15 protein-coding genes and 1 pseudogene are annotated in these 21,485 nt (G+C 67.7%); 9 read left to right on the top strand and 7 right to left on the bottom strand.

Going from position 1 to position 21,485, the window contains the following annotated elements:
• Positions 1 to 184: 184 nt before the first annotated feature.
• The 7 genes and pseudogenes from ASD87_RS24305 (at position 185) to ASD87_RS24275 (ending at position 11,679) form a co-directional block, all read left to right on the top strand.
• The gene (locus ASD87_RS24305; RefSeq protein ID WP_056327498.1) at positions 185 to 1,036 is read left to right on the top strand and encodes an A24 family peptidase; all 852 of its coding nucleotides are present in this window, start codon (positions 185 to 187) and stop codon (positions 1,034 to 1,036) included.
• Between the two features lie 10 nt (positions 1,037 to 1,046).
• A pseudogene (gene coaE, locus ASD87_RS24300) lies at positions 1,047 to 1,689 on the top strand (dephospho-CoA kinase); the annotation flags it as partial.
• A gap of 46 nt (positions 1,690 to 1,735) precedes the next feature.
• Complete coding sequence (gene zapD, locus ASD87_RS24295; protein ID WP_056327494.1) at positions 1,736 to 2,488, top strand: cell division protein ZapD; 753 nt, start codon at positions 1,736 to 1,738, stop codon at positions 2,486 to 2,488.
• A 133-nt stretch (positions 2,489 to 2,621) separates the two neighbouring features.
• Positions 2,622 to 3,887, top strand: coding sequence for an MdtA/MuxA family multidrug efflux RND transporter periplasmic adaptor subunit (locus ASD87_RS24290; RefSeq protein ID WP_056327493.1), 1,266 nt, complete (start codon positions 2,622 to 2,624; stop codon positions 3,885 to 3,887).
• A gap of 12 nt (positions 3,888 to 3,899) precedes the next feature.
• Positions 3,900 to 6,998 carry an MdtB/MuxB family multidrug efflux RND transporter permease subunit gene (locus ASD87_RS24285; protein WP_056327491.1) on the top strand — a complete coding sequence of 1,033 codons (3,099 nt, stop codon included), beginning with the start codon at positions 3,900 to 3,902 and terminating at the stop codon, positions 6,996 to 6,998.
• On the top strand, positions 6,995 to 10,108 hold the full coding sequence (locus ASD87_RS24280) for a multidrug efflux RND transporter permease subunit (protein ID WP_056327489.1): 3,114 nt from the start codon (positions 6,995 to 6,997) through the stop codon (positions 10,106 to 10,108). The genes ASD87_RS24285 and ASD87_RS24280 overlap by 4 nt, the downstream gene beginning before the upstream one ends.
• Positions 10,105 to 11,679 carry an efflux transporter outer membrane subunit gene (locus ASD87_RS24275; protein ID WP_200952235.1) on the top strand — a complete coding sequence of 525 codons (1,575 nt, stop codon included), beginning with the start codon at positions 10,105 to 10,107 and terminating at the stop codon, positions 11,677 to 11,679. Before ASD87_RS24280 ends, ASD87_RS24275 begins: the two co-directional genes overlap by 4 nt.
• Positions 11,680 to 11,690: 11 nt before the next feature.
• Here the strand turns inward: ASD87_RS24275 and ASD87_RS24270 are convergent, their stop codons facing one another.
• The 7 genes from ASD87_RS24270 to ASD87_RS24240 all read right to left on the bottom strand — a co-directional run bounded on the left by ASD87_RS24270 (position 11,691) and on the right by ASD87_RS24240 (position 18,982).
• A complete protein-coding gene (locus ASD87_RS24270; protein ID WP_056327487.1) occupies positions 11,691 to 13,109 on the bottom strand; it encodes an amidase in 1,419 nt (472 codons plus the stop codon).
• A gap of 184 nt (positions 13,110 to 13,293) precedes the next feature.
• Complete coding sequence (locus ASD87_RS24265; protein WP_056327486.1) at positions 13,294 to 14,256, bottom strand: Nudix family hydrolase; 963 nt, start codon at positions 14,254 to 14,256, stop codon at positions 13,294 to 13,296.
• A complete protein-coding gene (locus ASD87_RS24260; protein WP_056327484.1) occupies positions 14,249 to 15,115 on the bottom strand; it encodes an ATP-binding protein in 867 nt (288 codons plus the stop codon). Before ASD87_RS24260 ends, ASD87_RS24265 begins: the two co-directional genes overlap by 8 nt.
• 6 nt (positions 15,116 to 15,121) lie before the next feature.
• Positions 15,122 to 16,348, bottom strand: a complete 1,227-nt coding sequence (gene argJ / locus ASD87_RS24255) for a bifunctional glutamate N-acetyltransferase/amino-acid acetyltransferase ArgJ (RefSeq protein ID WP_056327482.1) — start codon at positions 16,346 to 16,348, stop codon at positions 15,122 to 15,124.
• A gap of 134 nt (positions 16,349 to 16,482) precedes the next feature.
• Complete coding sequence (locus tag ASD87_RS24250; RefSeq protein ID WP_056327481.1) at positions 16,483 to 17,523, bottom strand: hypothetical protein; 1,041 nt, start codon at positions 17,521 to 17,523, stop codon at positions 16,483 to 16,485.
• A 50-nt stretch (positions 17,524 to 17,573) separates the two neighbouring features.
• A complete protein-coding gene (locus ASD87_RS24245; RefSeq protein WP_056327479.1) occupies positions 17,574 to 18,068 on the bottom strand; it encodes a MarR family winged helix-turn-helix transcriptional regulator in 495 nt (164 codons plus the stop codon).
• A gap of 11 nt (positions 18,069 to 18,079) precedes the next feature.
• Positions 18,080 to 18,982 (bottom strand): alpha/beta hydrolase, encoded by a 903-nt coding sequence (locus ASD87_RS24240; protein WP_056327477.1) that lies wholly within the window; start codon positions 18,980 to 18,982, stop codon positions 18,080 to 18,082.
• 236 nt (positions 18,983 to 19,218) lie between these two features.
• Between ASD87_RS24240 and ASD87_RS24235 the strand changes: the two genes are divergently transcribed.
• A complete protein-coding gene (locus tag ASD87_RS24235; protein WP_056327475.1) occupies positions 19,219 to 20,382 on the top strand; it encodes an ABC transporter substrate-binding protein in 1,164 nt (387 codons plus the stop codon).
• 182 nt (positions 20,383 to 20,564) lie between these two features.
• Positions 20,565 to 21,485: a branched-chain amino acid ABC transporter permease gene (locus tag ASD87_RS24230; RefSeq protein ID WP_056327617.1), complete on the top strand. Its 921-nt coding sequence runs from the start codon at positions 20,565 to 20,567 to the stop codon at positions 21,483 to 21,485.

The raw sequence follows: 21,485 nt of genomic DNA, 5'->3' as shown, positions 1-21,485 counted from the left end.
GAGTCTGTCTCCGATTTTACGCACTTATGCGAAGATTCGATACGTTCCCCTTAGCCGTTCCCGGGCATCTGCCGCACTTTATGCACAAATTACGACATGGCCGCGCGCGGCCCCTCATCCCTTGCGCCATCCCCGGCCTGTCGGATGGGCAGCCGTGTCCGGGCCACGCGGGGCGTTGACGGCGATGTGGCAAATCCTTGATCTGCCCCTGGGCGTCTTCATCGGCGCGGCGGCGCTGGCCGGCTTGTTCGTGGGCAACTGGCTGACGGTGCTGACCCATCGGCTGCCGCGCATGATGGAGCGCGAGTGGCAGGCGCAGTGCATGGACGCGGCCGGCAAGCCGCGGCCGCCGGGCCACTATGGCCTGTGGTCGCCGGCCTCGCATTGCCCCGCCTGCGAGGCGCCCCTGGACCGCATGGCGCGGATTCCCCTGCTCGGCTGGCTGTTGCTGCGCGGCCGGTGTGCCGCCTGCCATGCGCCCATCGGCTGGCGCTATCCCGTCATCGAACTGCTGACCTGCGCGCTTTTTGCCGGCTGCGCGCTGCGCTTTGGCGCGACGCCGATCGCGCTTGCCGCCATGGGCCTGTCGGCCACGCTGGTGGCGCTGGCCTGGATCGATTTCGAAACGACGCTGCTGCCCGATGTGCTGACCCAGCCGCTGGTGTGGGCGGGTCTGCTGGTGAACCTCTTCGATGCGTTCGCCAGCGTGCAGATGGCAGTGGTCGGCGCCGTGGCGGGATATCTGTTCCTGTGGGTTATCTTTCATGTGTTCCGCCTGCTGACCGGGCGCGAAGGCATGGGGCAGGGCGACTTCAAGTTGCTGGCCGCGCTGGGCGCGTGGTTCGGCATCGAAGCCTTGCCGATGCTGCTTTTGAGCGCATCGCTGGTGGGCGTGCTGATTGGCGGCGCATTGACGTTGACCGGCCGTGCCCGGCGCGGCCAGCCCTTGCCCTTCGGACCCTATCTGGCGCTGGCCGGGCTGGTCATGCTGCTATTGGGCGGCGAGCATGGCGTATTGCAATTCATGAGCACATGAGGAAAGGCGCATGTTCAAGATTGGTCTGACGGGCGGCATCGGTTCGGGCAAGTCCCGCGTGGCGGACATGCTGGCCGAGTGGGGCGCGGCCCTGGTCGACACCGACGAGATCGCGCGCGCGCTGACCGCCGCGGGCGGCGCCGCCATGCCGGCGATCGAACGCGAATTCGGCCGCGAGGCCTTGACGCCCGACGGCGCGCTGGATCGCGCATGGATGCGCGCGCAGGCATTCGCCGATCCGCAGGTCCGCCTGCGGCTGGAGGCCGTGCTGCATCCGGTCATCGGCCGCGAAACGGAACGTCAGGCGGCGACCGCCCAAGGATCGTATCTGGTCTTTGTGGTGCCCCTATTGGTCGAGTCCCTGGACCGTTGGCGCGATCGCGTGGATCGTATCTGCGTGGTGGACTGCGACCCCGAGACGCAGGTGGCCCGCGTGCAGCAGCGCAGCGGGCTGACGGAGCAGGACATCCGGCGTATCATGGCGGCACAGGCTGCGCGGGCACGCCGGTTGGAGGTCGCGGACGACGTCATACTCAACGACGCAACGACCACGCCGGATCAATTGCGCGCGCGGGCGTTGACCCTGCATGACCGCTGGCTGGCGCTGGCGACCACCACGGGCCGGTAAGCCAGCGGCTGCCGGCACCCCTGAAAATTCTTGGCCCGCCGGCCAACCACTGATAGGGCCTGTAAAAAAGCGTGATCGTTTACGAATACCCCTTCAATGAGCGCATCCGTGCTTATCTGCGGCTGGAATACCTGTTCGACAGGCTCTTCTTCTTTGCTCGCGAGGGCGACTCACGCCAGCATCAGGTTGCCGTCTCCTCATTGTTCGATCTGCTCGATGCCTGCGAACGCACCGACGTAAAGGGGGCGATCCTCCAGGACCTTGAACGCCAGCGCCTGGCGCTGGTCGGACTGCGCGACCATCCTGGCGTTGCTCAGGACGCGCTGGAAAGCATGCTGCGCGAAATGGAAAAGGTGGCCAGTGCGCTGGCTGCACCCGGCAAGACCGGCCAGTCGCTGCGCGAGAACGAATGGCTGACCAGCCTGCGCGGCCGCTTGTCGATGCCCGGCAGCGCCACGCAGGTCGACATGCCGTCCTACTATGCCTGGCAGAACAAGCCCGAAGCCGCGCGCTGCGCGGACCTGCAGGCCTGGGTGTCGCCCTTCATTCCCCTCTACGACGGTCTGACGCTGGCGCTGCGCCTGTTGCGCGAGTCCGGCCGCAAGACCGACATCGTGGCCGAGCAGGGCGCCTATCAGCAGATGCTGGGCGGCAAGCAGTTCCAGCTTTTGCGCGTCTGGGTGGATCCCGCCCAGGGCGTCTTTCCTGAGATCAGCGCCAATAAGTACATGATCTGGATACGTTTTTCCACGCAGGACGGGGAGTTCAAGCCTCAGCAGGTGGCCCGCGACGTGGCATTCCAGATGACCTTGTGCAGTTCCTAGGCGCAAGTTACGTACGGTTTCGCGGCCCGGATTCCTGTTGCGGGTAGTTTCAGGCTGACGGCGACCAGGGCCGAAACCGGGACGGTCTAGTAGACAATACGGCTTTCCTTCCGAGTGTGCCGGAACCGAGTCCATGTCCGATAGCCGTCCCGTATCCCCACCCTCCCGCTGGAGCCGCCGCCGCGTCGTCGGTCTGGTCTTGCTGCTGCTTGCCGTCGCGGCGATTGCCTGGGTGGTGCTGCGGCCGTCGGCCAAGCAGGCGGGCCCGGGGGGGCGGACAGGCGGCAGGCCGCCCGCGGCCGCCATGGCCAACATGCCTGTCCCGGTCCGTATCGCCACCGCCGCGCAGCAGGACATCGACATCTTCCTGCGCTCGCTGGGCACCGTCACCGCCTACAACACCGTTACCGTCCGAAGCCGCGTCAGTGGCGAACTTGTGGACGTTGCGTTCCAGGAAGGCCAGCAGGTCAAGGCCGGCGACCTGCTCGCCCAGGTGGACCCGCGCGCCTTCCAGGTGGCGCTTGACCAGGCGCGCGGCACGCAGATGCAGAACCTCGCGCAGCTGGAAAACGCCCGCCGCGACCTGCAACGCTACCAGGCCCTTTTCAAGCAGGACTCCATCGCCCGCCAGCAGGTCGACACGCAGGCCGCGCTGGTGCGCCAGTACGAAGGCACGGTCAAGAGCGACCAGGCCAATGTCGACAATGCCAAGCTGCAACTGGATTACGCCCGCATCACCGCGCCGATCAGCGGCCGCCTGGGCCTGCGTCAGGTCGACCGCGGCAATCTGGTGTCCAGCTCCGACACCAACGGGCTGGTCGTCATCACCCAGACCCAGCCCATCTCTGTCGTCTTCACCCTGCCCGAAACGCAGCTGCCGGAAGTGCGCGCCGAGTTGGCGGCCGGCAAGACGCTGGCCGTCGACGCCTATGACCGCGCCGACACCCGCCGCATCGCCTCGGGCACGCTCGAGACGCTGGATAACCAGATCGACGTGGCGACCGGCACGCTCAAGCTCAAGGCCCGTTTCGACAACACCGACGATGCGCTTTTCCCCAACCAGTTCGTCAACGTGCGGCTGCACGTGCTGACCCGCAAGGACGTGACGGCCATTCCGACGGCGGCGGTCCAGCAGGGCTCGGCCGGCGCGTTCGTCTTCCTGGTGCAGGACGACAACACGATCGCGGTGCGCCCGGTGAAGCTGGGCGCCATCAACGCCGGCATGGTCGCCGTCAACGAAGGACTCAAGCCCGGGGATCGGGTCGTCACCGAAGGCACCGACCGCCTGCGCGCCGGCGCCAAGGTGGAAATCGTGGGTGGCGCCGAAGTCATTCCCGCCGCCCGCGACAAGTCGCTCGGCGCGGGCGCGCCGGCCGGCACCACGCCCGCGGCCAAGTAAGCAGAGAACGCCGTGAGCCCGTCGCGCCTATTCATCCTGCGCCCCGTGGCCACCACCCTGTCGATGGTGGCCATCCTGATCGCGGGCCTCATCGCCTACCGCTTCCTGCCCGTCTCGGCGCTGCCCGAGGTGGACTACCCCACGATCCAGGTCGTGACGCTGTACCCCGGGGCCAGCCCCGACGTCATGACCTCGCTGGTCACCTCGCCACTGGAGCGGCAGTTCGGCCAGATGCCCGGCCTGAACCAGATGTCGTCCACCAGTTCGGGCGGCGCCTCGGTCATCACGCTGCAATTCAATCTGACGCTGCCGCTGGACGTGGCCGAGCAGCAGGTGCAGGCGGCCATCAATGCCGCCTCGAACCTGCTGCCGTCCGACCTGCCGGTGCCGCCCACCTACAACAAGGTCAATCCCGCGGACGCGGCCGTGCTGACGCTGGCGATCACGTCTCCCACCATGCCGCTGCCGCAGGTGCGCGACCTGGTCGATACGCGCGTGGCGCAGAAGCTGTCGCAGATCCCCGGCGTGGGCCTGGTCAGCGTGGCGGGCGGGCAGCGGCCCGCGGTGCGCGTCCAGGTGAACCCGCAGGCGCTGGCGGCCAACGGCCTGTCGCTGACCGACCTGCGCACCGCGATCGTCGGCGCCAACGTCAATCAGCCCAAGGGCAACCTGGACGGCCCGCAGCGCTCCACCACCATCAACGCCAACGACCAGCTCAAGTCGCCCACCGACTACAACAGCCTGATCATCGCGTACAAGAACGGCGCGCCGCTGCGGCTGGCCGACGTGGCGCGCGCGGTCGAGGGGGCCGAGGACACGCGCCAGGCCGCGTGGGCCGGCGACAAGCCCGCCATCCTGCTGAACATCCAGCGCCAGCCCGGCGCCAACGTGATCGACGTGGTCGACCGCATCCAGGCGCTGATGCCGCAGCTGCGCGCCGCGCTGCCCGCCACGCTGGACGTGACGGTGGTGTCGGACCGCACGCAGACCATCCGCGACTCGGTCGCCGACGTGCAGTTTGAAATGCTGCTGGCCGTGGGGCTGGTGGTCATGGTCACGTTCGTGTTCCTGCGCAGCCTGACGGCCACGCTGATTCCCAGCGTCGTCGTGCCGCTGTCGCTGGTGGGCACGTTCGGCATCATGTATCTGTCCGGGTTCTCCATCAACAACCTGACGCTGATGGCGCTGACCATCGCCACGGGCTTCGTGGTGGACGACGCGATCGTGATGATCGAGAACATCGCCCGGCACATCGAGGAAGGCGAAAAGCCGATGCAGGCCGCGCTGAAAGGCGCGTCGCAGATCGGCTTCACGCTGATCTCGCTGACCCTGTCGCTGATCGCCGTGCTGATTCCGCTGCTCTTCATGACCGAAGTCGTGGGCCGGCTGTTCCGCGAATTCGCGATCACGCTGGCGGTGGCCATCCTGATTTCGCTGTTGGTGTCGCTGACGCTCACGCCCATGATGTGCGCGCGCCTCTTGCGCTCGGAATCCGAAACGAAGCATGGGCGCTTTCATCGGGCCACGGGCGCATTCATCGACCGCGTCATCGCCGCGTACGACCGCATGCTGCAGGTGGTGCTGCGCCACCAGACGCTGACGCTGGTGGTGGCGGTGGCCACTTTTGCGCTGACCGTGCTGCTGTACATGGTGGTGCCCAAGGGGTTCTTCCCGCAGCAGGACACCGGCCTCATCCAGGCCATCACGCAGGCGCCGCAGTCCATTTCGTTTGCCGCCATGTCCGAGCGCCAGCAGGCCGCCGCCCGCCTGGTGCTGCAGGATCCCGACGTGGCCGCCGTGTCGTCCTTCATCGGCGTGGATGGCAGCAACGCCACGCTCAGCGCCGGCCGCATGCAGATTTCGCTCAAACCCCAGGCCGAGCGCACCGGCGATCTGCGCGCGGTGATGGCGCGCCTGCAGGAAAACCTGAACAAGCAGGACGGCCTGACCGTCTACATGCAGCCGGTGCAGGACCTGACCATCGAAGACCGCGTCAGCCGCACGCAGTATCAGATGACGCTGTCCAATCCCGACCTGAAGGTGTTGAGCGAATGGACGCCCAAGCTGGTCGACCGCCTGCGCGCCGTGCCCGGCCTTATGGACGTGGCCGACGACCTGCAGGACGATGGCCTGCAGACCTGGGTGGAAATCGACCGCGACGCGGCCTCGCGCCTGGGCATCACCGCCGCCATCATCGACGAGGCGCTGTACAACGCCTTTGGCCAGCGGCTGATCTCCACGATCTTCACGCAGTCCAACCAGTACCGCGTGGTGCTCGAGGTGCTGCCGCAGTTCCAGATGTCGCCCAGCGCGCTCGGGCAGATTCACGTGCCCACGTCCTCGGGCGCGCAGGTGCCGCTGTCGTCGGTCGCGCACATCAGCGAAGGCAGGACGGTGCTGGCCGTGAACCGGCTCGACCAGTTCCCGATGGTGACGGTGTCGTTCAATCTGGCCCCCGGCGCCTCGCTGTCCGACGCGGTCGAGAACATCAAGGCGGCCGAAGCCGAGATCGGCATGCCGGCCGGCGTCGAGACCCGCTTCCAGGGCGCGGCGCTGGCGTTCCAGAATTCGCTGTCCAGCACGCTGTGGCTGATCCTGGCGGCCGTGGTCACGATGTACATCGTGCTTGGCGTACTGTACGAAAGCTACATCCATCCCATCACCATCCTGTCCACGCTGCCGTCGGCGGGCGTCGGGGCGCTGCTGGCGCTGCTCATCAGCGGCACCGAGCTGGACATGATCGGCATCATCGGGATCATCCTGCTGATCGGCATCGTCAAGAAGAACGCGATCATGATGATCGACTTCGCGCTGGATGCCGAACGCAAGCGCGGACTGTCGCCGCGCGAGGCCATCCACGAGGCCGCGCTGCTGCGCTTTCGGCCCATCCTGATGACCACGCTGGCGGCGCTGTTCGGCGCCTTGCCGCTGATGCTGTCGACCGGCACGGGCGCTGAACTGCGCCAGCCGCTGGGTCTGGTCATGGTGGGCGGCCTGCTGCTGTCGCAGGTGCTGACGCTGTTCACCACGCCCGTCATCTATCTGATGTTCGACCGCATGTCGCGCCGCTGGCGCGGAGCGGGCTCGCAATCGGCCGGAGGCGCCCGATGATCCTGTCGGCGCCCTTCATCGTCCGGCCGGTGGCGACCACGCTGCTGAGCCTGGCGGTCGTGCTGGCCGGCATGCTTGCGTTCTTCCTCTTGCCGGTCGCGCCCTTGCCGCAGGTGGACATTCCGACCATTTCGGTGTCGGCCAGCCTGCCCGGCGCCAGCCCCGAGACCATGGCCTCCAGCGTCGCCACGCCGCTGGAGCGGTCGCTGGGCAGCATCGCGGGGGTCACCGAAATGACCTCGCGCAGCTCGCAGGGCTCTACCCGCATCACGTTGCAGTTCGACCTGTCGCGCGACATCAACGGCGCCGCGCGCGACGTGCAGGCCGCCATCAACGCGGCGCGCTCGCTACTGCCCACGGGGCTGCGCAGCAATCCCACGTATCACAAGTCCAATCCGTCGGACGCGCCCATCCTGACGCTGGCGCTGACTTCCGACACGCTCAGCCAGGGCCAGCTCTACGATCTGGCGTCCACCATCGTGGCGCAGAAGCTGGCCCAGGTGGACGGGGTGGGCGAGGTCACGGTGGGCGGCAGTTCGCTGCCGGCCGTGCGCGTGACCGTGCTGCCCGGCGCCCTGGCCAATCAGGGCGTGTCGCTGGACGAATTGCGCGCCACGCTGGCCAACGCCAATGCCAACCGGCCCAAGGGCGTGCTGGAAAACGACCGCTACCACTGGCAGATCATGGTCAGCGACCAGCTCAGCCGCGCCGAGCAATACCGGCCGCTGATCGTGGCCTGGCGCGATGGCCGGCCGGTGCGCGTGTCCGACGTGGCCCGCGTCGAGGACTCGGTCGAAGACCTATATCAGACCGGCTTTTACAACGACCGCAACGCCATCCTGATGATCGTGCGCCGGCAGGCCGACGCCAACATCATCGAAGCCGTGGACGCCGTGCGCGCCCAGCTTCCCGTGTTGCAGGCGCTGATGCCCGCCGACGTCAACATGAGGGTTGCGCAGGACCGCACGCCCAGCATCCGGGCGTCGCTGCACGAGGCCGAGCTGACGCTCATCATCGCCGTGGGGCTGGTGGTGCTGGTGGTGCTGCTGTTCCTGCGGCGCTGGCGGGCGGCGATCATTCCGAGCGTGGCGGTGCCGGTGTCGCTGATCGGCACGTTCTGCATCATGTACCTGTGCGGCTACACGCTGAACACCATCTCACTGATGGCGTTGATCGTCGCGACCGGCTTTGTCGTGGACGACGCGATCGTGGTGCTCGAGAACATCATGCGTCACGTCGAACGCGGCATGTCGCCAATGCGCGCCGCGTTGCGCGGCTCGCGCGAAGTCGGATTCACGGTGCTGTCGATGAGCCTGTCGCTGGTGGCGGTGTTCATCCCCATCCTGCTGATGGGCGGCGTGGTCGGGCGCCTGTTCCGCGAGTTCGCGGTCACCTTGTCGGCGTCGATCCTGGTGTCGCTGGTGGTGTCGCTGACGCTCACGCCCATGATGTGCGCGCGCCTGCTGCGGCCCGAACCCAAGGAACAGAAGCCGCCGGGCCGGCTGGCCCGCTGGTCCGAACGCGCCTTCGAATCGATGCAGAACGGCTACCGCGTGTCGCTCGGCTGGGCGCTGGCGCACGGCCGGCTGATGATGCTGACGCTGGCGATCGCCGTGGGCCTGAACGTCTATCTGTATACGGTGGTGCCCAAGGGGTTTTTCCCGCAGCAGGACACGGGCCAGCTGCTGGGCTTTTTCCGGGTGGACCAGGGCACGTCGTTCCAGGCCACGCTGCCCAAGCTCGAGGCGCTGCGCAAGGTGGTGCTGGCCGATCCGGCAGTCCAAAGCATGACCGGATACGCCGGCGGGCGCGGCGGCAGCAACAGCAGCTTCATGCAGATCCAGTTAAAGCCGCTGGACGAGCGCAAGGTCTCTGCCGACGTGGTCATCAACCGCCTGCGCGCCAAGCTGCAGAACATGCCGGGGGCGCGCATGTTCCTGGTGTCGCAGCAGGACATCCGCATTGGCGGGCGCCAAAGCCAGGGTTCGTACGACTACACCCTGATGTCTGGCGACCTGCAGCTGCTTCGCACGTGGATGCCCAAGGTGCAGCAGGCGATGGCCAAGATTCCGGAGATCACCGACGTGGATGCCGACGTCGAGGACCGGGGCCGCGAGATCAACCTGGTCATCGACCGGGAAGCCGCGACGCGGCTGGGCATCAGCATGGCCACCATCTCCACGGTGCTGAACAATTCGTTCAGCCAGCGCCAGGTGTCGGTCATGTACGGGCCGCTCAACCAGTATCACGTGGTGCTGGGCGTGGACCCGAAGTTCGCGCAAGACATCGAGTCGCTGCGCCAGGTCGAAGTCATCACTGCGGACGGCGCGCGTGTGCCGCTGTCGGCGTTCACCAAGCTTGAAAACGCCAATGCGCCGCTCAGCGTGAGTCACCAGGGGCTGTTCGTGGCGGACACCATCTCGTTCAGCCTTGCGCCGGGCGTGTCGCTGGGGCAGGCGACCACCGCGATCGACAACGCGGTGGCCCGCATCGGCCTGCCGTCCGACCAGATCCAGGCCGGCTTTCAGGGCACCGCCGCCGCGTTGCAGCAGACGCTGTCGCAACAGCCCTGGCTGATCCTGGCCGCGCTGGTCACCATGTACATCGTGCTGGGCATCCTGTACGAAAGCTTCGTCCACCCGCTTACCATCCTGTCCACGCTGCCGTCGGCGGGCCTGGGCGCGCTGCTTGCGCTGCTGCTGGTTCGCTACGATTTCACATTGATCGCGTTGATCGGGGTGTTCCTGCTCATCGGCATCGTCAAGAAGAACGCCATCATGATGGTGGACTTTGCGCTGGACGCCGAGCGCCACCACGGCATGTCGCCGCGCGACGCCATCTTCCAGGCCTGCCTGACGCGCTTCCGGCCCATCATGATGACCACGATGGCGGCCATCTTCGGCGCGCTGCCGCTGGTGCTGGCCACGGGCGCCGGCGTCGAGATGCGCCAGCCGCTGGGCATTACCATCGTGGGCGGTCTGGTGCTGAGCCAGATCCTCACGCTGTACACCACCCCGGTGGTCTATCTTTATCTGGATCGCTTCCGCCTGTGGGCCGCACGCCGGCGCTCCGGGCGGGCCGGCGATTCCGCTTCCATCAAACACACATGATCCGTACCACGCCGTCTGCTTTCGCCTCATTTCCCCGCGCCGCGGTCACGCTTGCGCTGTGCGCGCTGCTGGGCGCTTGCGCGGTCGGGCCCGACTACCAGCGTCCGGCGCTCGACGTGGGCGCCGCTTACAAGGAAGGCCAGGTCGAGGTGCCCGGCTGGAAGCCCGCGCAACCGCGCGACGAGGCCGATCGCGGCGCGTGGTGGACGGTTTACGACGACACCACGCTGAACGGCCTGGTGGACCGGCTGAACACCTCGAACCAGACCATTGCGCAGGCCGAGGCCAACTACCGCCAGGCGCTTGGTCTGGTTCGCGGCGCGCGCTCGGGCTTTTATCCGACCGTGGGCGCGGGGGCAGGCATGAGCCGCAGCGGCAACGGCGGGCAAAGCGGTTCGTCCACTGGTTCCGGCGGCAACGTATCCAACCAGTATTCGCTGACCGGCAGTGTCAGCTGGGAGCTGGACGTCTGGGGGCGCGTGCGCCGCAGCGTCGAGTCCTCGGAAGCCAGCGCCGCCGCCAGCCTGGCCGACCTGGGCGCGACCCGGCTGAGCGCGCAGGCCGCGTTGGTGCAGACCTATCTGCAATTGCGCGTGCTGGACGAGCAGAAGCGCCTGCTCGACGCCACCGTGGCCGCCTATGAAAAATCCCTGCAGCTCACGCAGAACCGCTATGAGGTCGGCGTGGCCGGCCAAGCCGACGTGGCGGTGGCGCGCACGCAACTGGAAAGCACGCGCGCGCAGTCCATCGACCTGGACTGGCAGCGCGGCCAGTACGAGCACGCGATCGCCGTCCTGATGGGCCTGGCGCCGTCCCAATTCAGCCTGCCGCCCGCCGTCTTCGCGTTGCGGTTGCCGCAGATTCCCGTGGGCCTGCCGTCCGAACTGCTCGAACGCCGTCCCGACGTGGCGGCCGCCGAACGCCGCGCCGCCGCCGCCAACGCGCAGATCGGCGTGGCGCAGGCAGCGTGGTTTCCCAGCCTGACCCTGTCGGCCGACGGCGGTTTTCGCAATGGCGAGTTTGCCGAACTGCTGACGGCGCCCGCGCGCTTCTGGTCGCTGGGACCGGCGCTGGCCCTGACGATCTTCGACGGCGGCGCGCGCGAGGCCCAGGTCGAGCAGGCCCGCGCGTCCTATGACTCTCAGGCCGCGGCCTACCGGCAGGCGGCGTTGACCGGGCTGCGCGAGGTCGAGGATTACCTGATCCAGCTGCGGGTGATGGAGCAGGAGCAGATCGTGCAGCGGCGCGCGCTGGAATCCGCGCGGGAATCGCTGCGCCTGATCCAGAACCAATACAAGGCGGGCCTGGTCGACTACCTGAGCGTCGCCGTGGTCGACGCCACCGCGCTCAACAGCGAGCGCAACGCCCTGAGCCTGCTGGGCAACCGGCTCGTGGCCAGCGTCAACCTGATCGTCGCGTTGGGCGGCGGGTGGGAAGGTCTGCCGCCCGTGGAAACGGCGCGGGCGGACGCCGCGACCTCGCCGGCGGTGGCGCCTGCTTCGGAGCCTGCATCGCAAACCGCTGCGCCGCAAGCCCCGGCGCAGCAAACGCCGGCGGCGCCGTCTCGCTAGCCGCGGCTGCCCTACAAACCCACCGCCTTCAGATCCGGCCGCTGGCGGTGCCAGTCGGTGACCGCCTGGAACGCGATGCCAATCCGGCCCAGCACGGCCTCCGCGTTCGGCTTGCCCAGCAACTGCACGCCCAGCGGCAGGCCGTCGCTGGTAAAGCCCGCGGGCAGCGCCAGTCCTGCGGCGTTGACGTAGTTGCCGGCGCGGGTAAACGACGCAAGCGGCGTGGCGGTTTCATCGACGTCGGCCAGCTGCCGCGCGCCGAACGGCACGCAAGGCGTCAGCACCGCGTCGAACTCCTGCATCCAGTCCAGCCAGTCGCGGCGCGCCTGCGCATGCGCCTGCAACGCGCCGATGTAGTCGGCCGCCGAGATCCCCTTGCCCGACAGCACGCGGGCGCGCACGTACTGGCCGATGGGCTGCGCCGTGTCCTCGATGTGGCCGCGGTGCAGCGCATAGGCTTCCGCGGCGATGATCTGGCCGTTGCGCTGCATCATCTCGTGAAAATCGAAGGGCAGGGGCGTTTCCTGCACGTCGGCGCCCAGCGCGGCCAACACGCGGCGCGCGTCGTCCAGGGCTGACAGCGCATCGGCTTCCACGGCAATGGGGTGCTGTGCAACCGGCATCAGCGCGATCCGCTTGCCGCGCAGCGGTTGCGGGCCGGAGTAGGGCTCGCGGTATTCGAAGGCGGGTATGCCGAACGTCAGGGGGTCATGGGTGTCGGATCCGGCCATCAGCGCGGTCAGCAGCATTGCGTCGCGGGCGTCGCGCGTCAGCGGGCCCAAGGTGTCCAGCGTCGGCGACAACGCCACCGCGCCGTGCAGGCTGATCAGTCCGCGCGTGGTCTTCAGGCCGGTGATGCCGTTCAGCGCCGCCGGAATCCGGACCGAGCCGCCCGTGTCCGACCCCAGCGCCGCGGGCGCCAGCCCGGCCGCGACGGCGACGCCGGACCCGCTGGACGAGCCGCCGGGCACCCGCGCGCGATTCAAGTCCCAAGGGTTGCGGGGCGTGCCCATCACCGGATTGGTGCCCCAGCCGCCAAAGGCAAATTCGACCATGTGCGTCTTGCCCAGCAGCACCATGCCCGCGTTCAGCAGCCGTGCCACCGCGGTGGCGGTGACGCCGCCGCGCCGCTCGCGCCAGGCCTCGGAGCCCGCCGTGGTGATCTGCCCCTGGATGTCGCACAAGTCCTTGATGGCCACGGGAATGCCGTCCAGGGCGCTGAGCATCCCATAGCCGGCTCGCCGGCGTGCGTCGGAGGCCTCGGCAAGCCGTAGCGCGCCTGCGCTGTCGACGCTGACGAATGCGCCCAACGCCGGGTTGGCCCGGTCGATCCGGTCCAGGAAGTGGCGCGTCACTTCCACGGCACTGTAGCGGCCCTTCGCCAGCCCGTCCGCCAGATCGCTCATCGTGGCAAATGCGATTTCAGACATGCGTTCCTCGATGTAATGCCGATTGCCTGCCGGGCCGCGTGTGGCGGCCGGGCCTCGGGATGTAGCGTGCAACGGCGCGCACGTTTGGTCTATGCGCGCTTTCCCGCCCGGGCGGAATGCAAAACGGCCCATGCGAAAGGCATGGGCCGTTGGATTGCGCGTGCGGCGCGAGCGGTTCAGGCGGTCAGAGGATGCCGCGAATGCCGGCGATGCCGTGCGCGCCGTGCCGCAAGGCTTGCGAGACCGTCTGGGTGGATTGTCCGCCCAATGCAAACACCGGAATGCCCGCGTCGCGGTTGCCTTGCACGAAGCCTTCCCAGCCCAGCGTCTGCGCGCCGGGATGGCTGGGCGTGTCCAGCACGGGACCCAGCACGGCAAAGTCCGCGCCCAGTTCGCGGGCATGGACCACCTGCGCGTTGTCATGCGCGGATACGCCGACCAGCGCGTTGCGCGGCAATTCCGGACGAGCGGTCAGACGCAGTGCGTCGGCCGTGCGCAGCTGCACGCCGTCGGCTTCCTTCCACCAGGCAACGGGATGGATGCTGTTGACCAGCACGCGCGCACCAGCGGCGCGGCAACGCTTGACCACCTGTTGCAGCACCTCGTGCAGCGAACTGGCGCCCACGCCGTCGGGCCATTGCGGTTCGCGGAACTGCACCAGCTTCACGCCGCGCGCCAGCGCCGCGTCCAGCCGGCCGAGGAACGGCGCAATGCCCGCGCGCGACCCGATGCCGCTGATGCCATAGGTGGTGGGCAGCTGCAGCCAGCGCAGCGGCGGCAAGGTGGCGGGCAGCAGGTCGCCCACCGCGGCCGCGTTGGCCGGATCCACCCATTCCAGGCGCTGGTTTTCCAGGCTTTGCGGTTCACCTTCCCAGCCGGTGACGTGGCAGAACGCCAGGCGGACCGTGGTGTGGGGATAGGCGTGCACATAGGTGACCCACGGGCGCGACTGCGTGACACGGATGCCGATTTCTTCTTGCAGTTCGCGCGCCAGCGCCTGTAGCACGGTCTCGCCGGGTTCGAGCTTGCCGCCGGGCAGTTCCCACCACCCCGACCACGGCTTGCCCTCGGGGCGCTGGCCCAGAAGCAGCTTGCCGTCCGGACGCAGGATCAGGCCGGCGGCGACGTCGACGATCTTTTCAGACATGGCGGGCCGCCCAGTCGCGTGCGAACTGATAGGCCACGCGGCCCGAACGCGAGCCGCGCTCGATGGTCCATTGCAGGGCCTCGGTGCGCGACGGTTCGATGTGCTGTTCGGGGCAGCCCAGTTCGCGCAGCCAGTGGTACACGATATCCAGGTAGTCGTCCTGCTTGAACGGATAGAACGACAGCCACAGCCCGAATCGCTCGGACAGCGAAATCTTTTCCTCGACGGTTTCGCCGGGGTGGATTTCGCCGTCGGGCTGGTGCTTGGCCTGCAGGTTCTCGCTCATGTATTCCGGCATCAGGTGGCGCCGGTTGGACGTGGCGTAGATCAGGACGTTGTCGCCCGAGGCCGACACCGAGCCGTCCAGCACCGATTTCAGCGCCTTGTAGCCGGCTTCGCCTTCCTCGAAGGACAGGTCGTCGCAGAACACGATGAAGCGTTCGGGCCGCGCCGCCACCAGTTCGACGATATCGGCCAGGTCGCCGAGGTCGGACTTGTCGACTTCGATCAGCCGCAGGCCGCGGTCGCCGTAGGCGGCCAGCATGGCCTTGACCAGCGAGCTCTTGCCGGTGCCGCGCGCGCCGGTCATGAGCACGTTGTTGGCGGGCTTCTTTTCAAGGAACTGCAGCGTGTTGCGGTCGATGGTGGCCTTCTGGCGCTCGATGTGCTGCAGGTCCTGCATGTCGATGCGCGCCACGTGGCGCACGGCGTCCAGCCAGCCGCGCGCGCCGCGCTTGCGCCAGCGGAATGCGTGGGCCGACCAGTCGATCTCGGGCGGGGCCGGAGGCAGGAAGGCCTCCAGCTGCGCCAGCACGCGTTCGGCGCGCTGGATCAGGGTGGTGAACTCGTTTGCCGTCATGGTCGATCAGGAGCGGTAGTCGGCGTTGATCGACACGTACTCGTGCGAGAAGTCGCAGGTGTAGACGGTGTCGCTGACCTTGCCGCGGCCCAGCGCGATGCGCACCGAGATTTCGGCCTGCTTCATGACGCGCTGGCCGTCGGCTTCCTGATAGTCGGGGTTGCGGCCGCCGTTCTTGGCAACCAGCACGTCGTCCAGCCACAGGCGGATGTTGGAGACATCCAGGTCGTCGATGCCGGCGTAGCCGACGGCTGCCAGGATGCGGCCCAGGTTGGGGTCCGACGCGAAGAACGCGGTCTTGACCAGCGGCGAATGCGCCACGGCATAGGCGACCTTCAGGGCTTCCTCGGTGGTGCCGGCTTCTTCGACGCGGATCGTCATGAACTTGGTGGCGCCTTCGGCGTCGCGCACGATCTTGGTGGCCAGATCAAGGGCGGCGGCGGTCAGGGCCTCGCGCACGGCGGCGTAGGCGGCGTCGGACTCGCTATTGACGTTGACGCCCGACTTGCCGGTGGCGGCGATGATGAAGGAGTCATTGGTGGAGGTGTCGCCGTCGACCGTGATGCGGTTGAACGAGGCGTCGGCGATTTCCACGGCCAGCTTGCGCAGGAGCGGCTGGGCGATGCCGGCGTCGGTGGCCAGGAAGCTGAGCATGGTGGCCATGTTGGGACGGATCATGCCGGCGCCCTTGCTGATGCCGGTGAAGGTGACCGTCTTGCCGTCGATCTGCACCTTGGCGGACGAAATCTTGGGCAGGGTGTCCGTGGTCATGATGCCGTGGGCGGCGCTGGACCAGTGGTCGGCGGCCAGGTCGGCGATGGCGGCGGGCAGCCCGGCGACCAGGCGGTCCAGGGGCAGGGGCTCCAGGATGACGCCGGTGGAGAACGGCAGGATCTGCGAGGCGGGCACGCCCAGCAGCTTGCCCAGCGCGTCGCAGGTGTCCTTGGCTTTTTTCAGGCCTTCTTCGCCGGTGCCGGCGTTGGCGTTGCCCGTATTGATGACCAGGGCGCTGATCGGGCCGCCGGCGGCCAGGTGGGCCTGGCAGACCTGCACCGGGGCGGCGCAAAAGCGGTTGCGGGTGAAGACGCCCGCCACGCTGGTGCCTTCGGCCAAGCGGAACACCGTCAGGTCGCGCCGGTTGGCCTTGCGGATGCCAGCCTCGGTGACGCCGATTTCTACGCCGGCAACAGGGAAAATTTCGGACTCGGAGGGGATCTGCAGATTAACGGCCATGACTTCGTCTCTTGGAGTGAGCGGGACGGAACCGCCGCCAGGCACGGCGGCGTGCGGGAAAGCTTCGTATTATCCCACCGGATCCGGGGGCGGTGTCCGGCCCCCTCGGCAAGCCGAGGGGCGGGGCGTCCGCGTCAGGGACCGATGCGCATGGCGGCCACGTCCAGCACGCCGGCTTCGCGGTTGCTCAGCACGCTGCGCACGGTGCCGTCGGGCGCCTGCAGCACCGACTTGCCCGCGGGGACGTCTTCGCCGCCGGCCCGGCGCGCCGAGCGCCCGCGCGAGGGCGAGAACAGCAGGTCCCCCGGCTGCGCGCCCTGCAGGCGCGGGTTGGCGGCCAGCACGCGCGTGCCTGGCGGGTAAGTCATGTCGCCCAGCACGGTGTCGCGCGCCGCCAGGCCTTCGAAGCCCAGCATCCGGCGCTGCGCGTCCAGTTGCAGGTCAACCTTCAGCAAGGGAATCCTGGCCACAGTCAGGGAATCGCTGCCCTCGGTGCGCAGCAGCCAGCGCGGGCCGGATCCGCTCTTGTCCAGCGGCGTGCCGCGCAGGGCGGGATCGACCTTGAGCCAGGCGCCGGCGGGCACGGGCTGCTGGTCCAGCGTGTTGCCGATGGCCAAGTGGCAACTCGAGAACTGCGGATGCCCGCCCTGCACGACGAATTCGATGCGGTGGCCGTGGGCGCACAGCCAGCCCTCCAGCGCCTGGTCGCGCGCGATTTCGGCGGAGAGCGTTTCGGGTTGCTTGCTGGTCGCGGGGTAGCGGAACAGCTGGGTCGCTGCGACGCCCAGGATCTCGGCGGGATGGGCTTCGGGAAAGGTGGCGCGGTCAAACGAGGCCAGGTCGCCCGGCGTGGCCAGCCGCAGGGTGGTGCCGGCGGGCATCTGCACCCCGGCCAGCTGCGTGGGCTGGGCCAGCACGGTCTTGCGCGCGTTGTCGGCCTGCGCATCGCGCTGGGCCACGAACCACTGGCTGAATTGCTGGTACGGAAAGATGGCGCCGACGACCGCCAGCAAGGTCATGAGCACGGTGCCGGCGCGCCGGTGGACGGCCAGCCATTCGCGGGCGCCGCGCGAGGTGGCCAGGACGGCGAGCCAGGTCAGCAACGTGGACAGGCAGGCCAGCGAGGCCGCCATCAACACGTAGAAATTACCGCCAGGAAGAGATACCGGAATCATGGCGGCAATTATGCGCCAATCCGGCCCCCGGATCCGGCGCGCAAGAACGCTTAATCGCGGTTGGCCGCCGAGCGGGTGGCCACCACCTGCAGCTTCAGTTCGCCCAGCGCCTGGAACAAGGCGTTGCGGCTGGATTCGGGCAGGTCGGCGAACATCGACTTGACCCAGTTTTCGTGCGCCCGCGCCATGCGCGAGAAGCTTTTCTTGCCTTGCGGGGTCAGCTTGATGAGCGAGCTGCGGCGGTCCGATTCAACCTTGGTCCGCACCACCAGGCCTTCCTTTTCGAGCTGGTCGGTGATGCCCGTGATATTGCCGTTGGTCACCATCATGTGACGCGAGAGCTCGCCCATCTTCATGCCCTTGGGCGCGCGCTGCAATTGCGCCATGAGGTCGAAGCGGGGCAGGGTGGTGTCGAATTCGTTGCGCAGGCGGCTGCGGATCTCTCCTTCGATGAGATTGGCGCAGGTCAACATGCGCAGCCACAGGCGCAGCGCGTGATGGTCGTCGGGCGCGGCGCGGGATTCCAGGTCGGGAGTGTCGGTCATGGCTCGGAAGATTACCGGGAATGCGGTGGTGATGAGGGCGCCAGACCCATCTGTTCGAAGATGGCTTGGGTCAGCGGGCTGTTCGGATCGTTGAGCGTCAGGACGATATCAAAGTGATTGGTGCCCGGCATCGGGACATACCTGCCGGGAAACCCGCGTTCGCGCCAGGCGGCCAGGTAATCATTGCTCTGGCGCTTGAATTCGTCGGTTTCGGATTCGCCGTAGCTGACCACCAGCGGGCAGCCCGTCTGCGGCAGTTGCAGCGCGGGGCTGTTGCGGATGGCGTCGGCCTCGCTCATGCGCATCCATTCGTTGATGTGCGTGTGCACCAGCGGGCGCAGGTCGAACAGGCCCGACAGCGGCGCAGCGCCCCGGACCACGCTGGGCGGCACGTCGTAACTGGCATGCCAGCCGCTGGCCAGCAGCGCGCCGACCAGGTGGCCGCCGGCCGAGCTGCCGCAGATGTGAATGCGTGCCGGGTCGCCGCCGTACTGGGCGATATGGCGATGGATCCAGGCCAGCGCGCGCCGGTTCTGGTCGACGATGCGGTCCAGCGTCACTGCTGGGGCCAGCGAATAGTTCACGGCCACGACCACCGCGCCCGCCTGGGTGAACGCGGGCGCCATGTTGCTGGACTCGTTCTTGGACAACAGGCGCCAGTAGCCGCCGTGGATGAACACGAAGACGGGCGCGCCGGGTTTGCCGGGCGCGGCGCCGGCGGCTGGAAATATGTCCAGCAATTCGTCGGGATGGTCGCCAAAAGGCACGTCCAGCGCGCAGTCCAGCGTGCGCCGGGCAGTAGCGCTGTCCTCGGCGTATTTCTTGAGTATCGGCTGGATGTCGGGTACTGTCGCGCGAGCGTTGTACTGGACGTCCAGCTGAGCGCGATCGTAGTTGCGGTAGAGGGTGTCCATGGCGGCAGGTGGTAAAAACCCTAGACTTGTTTTGCCGAATACTTTAAACCTAAACTATGAACCACGCCAGTTTTCCCTGTGCTGCTTGAGGGGATTGCGGCGTGGCAGGCATACCTCCTGCCGGCACGGCCTGACGGCGGCGACCATCGCGCCGGCGGGCCGGGCACAGAAGTCTTTCGCATCGCACCTTCAAAAAGAACACCCTCTGCGCGGGCTCGCGCACGGAGCACACCACCATGCGTTTGATCACTTCCTTCCTGGCTGCCGCCGCCCTGGTCCCCGCCATGGCCTACGCCGACACCGTCAAGGTCGGCATCGCCAACGACATCTCGGGCCCGTTCTCGGCGCTGGGCGCCGAGGCCCGCGACGGCTTCAATCTGGCCATCAAGCAACTGGGCGGCAAGTTGGGCGGACAGCCCGCGGAATTCCTGCAAACCGACATGGGCGGCAATCCGGACCAGGCCCGCCAGCTCGTCACGCGCTACATCCAGCGCGAAAAAGTCGACTTCTTCACGGGTCCCATCGGCTCGAACGTGGCGCTGGCCGTCGGCCCCGCGCTGTTCGCCGCCAAGATCCCCTACCTGTCCAACAACCCCGGCCCCAGCCAGTTCGCCGGCGCGCAGTGCAACAACTACTGGTTCGGCACGTCGTACCAGAACGACGCGTTCCACGAGGCGGCCGGCAAGGTCGCGGCGGACCGCGGCTTCAAGAAGATGTTCATCATGGCCCCGGACTACCCGGCCGGCAAGGATGCACTGACCGGCTTCAAGCGCGGCTACAAGACCGCCCCGGGCGACGAGGTCTACACCAAGCTCGGCCAGATCGACTACGCCGCCGAGATCGCGCAGATCCGCGCCGCCAAGCCGGACGCCGTCTACATCTTCCTGCCGGGCGGCATGGGCATCAACTTCGTCAAGCAGTTCGTCTCGGCCGGCCTGTCCCAGAACGTCAAGCTGATCGGCCCGGGCTTTTCGGCCGACGAGGACGTGATCCAGGCGGTGGGCGACCCCATGCTGGGCATGTACAACACGGCGCAATGGGCGCATGACCTGGACGTGCCGCAGAACAAGGCCTTCGTCGACGCCTTCCGCAAGGAATACAACGGCCGCTACCCCTCGGTCTACGCCGCCCAGGCGTATGACGTCATCATGGCCATGGACGCCGCCGTCAAGCAGGCCGGCGGCAAGGCCACCGACCGGGAAGCCATCGTGAAGGCGCTGGAAAAGGCCGACTACCCCTCGGTGCGCGGCAGCTTCACCTACGGCAAGAACCACTACCCGATCCAGGCGTACTACCTGCGCGTCGTCGACAAGGACGGCAGCGGCCGCATCACCAACAAGCTGGTGGGCAAGGTGTTCGACAAGTACCAGGACGTCTACGTCGGCGACTGCAAGATGTGACCCCCCCGAGGCGCTGCGCGCTTCCCCCCAGGGGGCGTCGCAGCGGACCGGCAAAGCCGGATCCGCGCGACCCCGCTTGGGGGCGGCGGCGTGCGCGGGGGTGATGCGCGGCTGATGCAGATTGAGATGGATTTGGTGATCGGCGCTTGCCTTCGGCGGCGCGCGGCAAGGGGGAAGTTTTCATGACGTTTACGCTGATCGTCGAGCAATTGCTGAACGGTCTGCAGTTTGGGTTGATGTTGTTTCTGATTGCGGCCGGGCTGACCCTGGTGTTCGGGATCATGGACATCATGAATCTGGCTCACGGCTCGCTCTACATGGCTGGCGCCTATGTCGCCGCCGAAACCATGCAACGCACCGGCTCGTTCACCGCCGCGGTCCTCGTGGCGGCGGTGGCCACCGGCATCGTCGGCATCGTGCTGGAACTGTCGCTCATCCGCCGCCTGGCGCTGCGCGACCACCTTGCGCAGGTGCTGGGCACCTACGCCGTCATCCTCATCGCCAATGACCTGGTCAAGATGATCTGGGGCCCGGCGCCGGTCATGCTGAACATGCCCGCGATGCTGTCCGGTCCCGTGCGCCTCTTGCCTGACCTGCTGTATCCCGCCTACCGCCTGATGATCATCGTCTTCGGCGTGGCGGCGGCTGCCGGGCTGTACTGGTTCGTGACGCGGACCCGCGCCGGCGTGCTGGTCCGGGCCGGCGCCTCCAACCGCCAGATGGCCACCCTGATGGGCGTGCGCGTGCCGCTGCTGTTCCTGGGCGTGTTCGTGCTGGGCGCCATGCTGGCCGCGGTGGCCGGCGCGCTGCTGGGCCCGATCACCTCGGTGCAGGTGGGCATGGGCGAAGAGATCCTGATCCTGGTGCTGGTGTGCATCGTCATCGGCGGCATCGGCTCGATCCGGGGCGCCTTCGTGGGCGCGCTGCTGGTCGGCATGGTCGACACCGCCGGCCGGGCGTTTCTGCCGATGCTGTTGCGCCAGGTGTTTTCTCCGGCCGTGGCCTCCAGCGTCGGTCCGACGCTCGCGGCCATCGCCATTTATGTATTGATGGCGGCAGTGCTGGTGTTCCGGCCCTCTGGCCTCTTTCCGGCGCGGGGCTGA

It is taken from the genome of Achromobacter sp. Root170, from assembly GCF_001428165.1.
In the GTDB taxonomy this organism is placed as follows: domain Bacteria; phylum Pseudomonadota; class Gammaproteobacteria; order Burkholderiales; family Burkholderiaceae_B; genus Achromobacter; species Achromobacter mucicolens.
This window is presented reverse-complemented; position numbering and strand designations above follow the sequence as displayed.

Bases quoted from the DNA above. Each gene is read 5' to 3' on its own strand.
- ASD87_RS24280 (WP_056327489.1), top strand. From the start codon at position 6,995: ATGATCCTGTCGGCGCCCTTCATCGTCCGGCCGGTGGCGACCACGCTG.
- ASD87_RS24275 (WP_200952235.1), top strand. From the start codon at position 10,105: ATGATCCGTACCACGCCGTCTGCTTTCGCCTCATTTCCCCGCGCCGCG.
- ASD87_RS24265 (WP_056327486.1), bottom strand. From the start codon at position 14,256: ATGTCTGAAAAGATCGTCGACGTCGCCGCCGGCCTGATCCTGCGTCCG.
- ASD87_RS24240 (WP_056327477.1), bottom strand. From the start codon at position 18,982: ATGGACACCCTCTACCGCAACTACGATCGCGCTCAGCTGGACGTCCAG.
- ASD87_RS24245 (WP_056327479.1), bottom strand. From the start codon at position 18,068: ATGACCGACACTCCCGACCTGGAATCCCGCGCCGCGCCCGACGACCAT.
- ASD87_RS24250 (WP_056327481.1), bottom strand. From the start codon at position 17,523: ATGATTCCGGTATCTCTTCCTGGCGGTAATTTCTACGTGTTGATGGCG.
- ASD87_RS24235 (WP_056327475.1), top strand. From the start codon at position 19,219: ATGCGTTTGATCACTTCCTTCCTGGCTGCCGCCGCCCTGGTCCCCGCC.
- ASD87_RS24270 (WP_056327487.1), bottom strand. From the start codon at position 13,109: ATGTCTGAAATCGCATTTGCCACGATGAGCGATCTGGCGGACGGGCTG.
- ASD87_RS24260 (WP_056327484.1), bottom strand. From the start codon at position 15,115: ATGACGGCAAACGAGTTCACCACCCTGATCCAGCGCGCCGAACGCGTG.
- ASD87_RS24230 (WP_056327617.1), top strand. From the start codon at position 20,565: ATGACGTTTACGCTGATCGTCGAGCAATTGCTGAACGGTCTGCAGTTT.
- ASD87_RS24290 (WP_056327493.1), top strand. From the start codon at position 2,622: ATGTCCGATAGCCGTCCCGTATCCCCACCCTCCCGCTGGAGCCGCCGC.
- ASD87_RS24305 (WP_056327498.1), top strand. From the start codon at position 185: ATGTGGCAAATCCTTGATCTGCCCCTGGGCGTCTTCATCGGCGCGGCG.
- argJ (WP_056327482.1), bottom strand. From the start codon at position 16,348: ATGGCCGTTAATCTGCAGATCCCCTCCGAGTCCGAAATTTTCCCTGTT.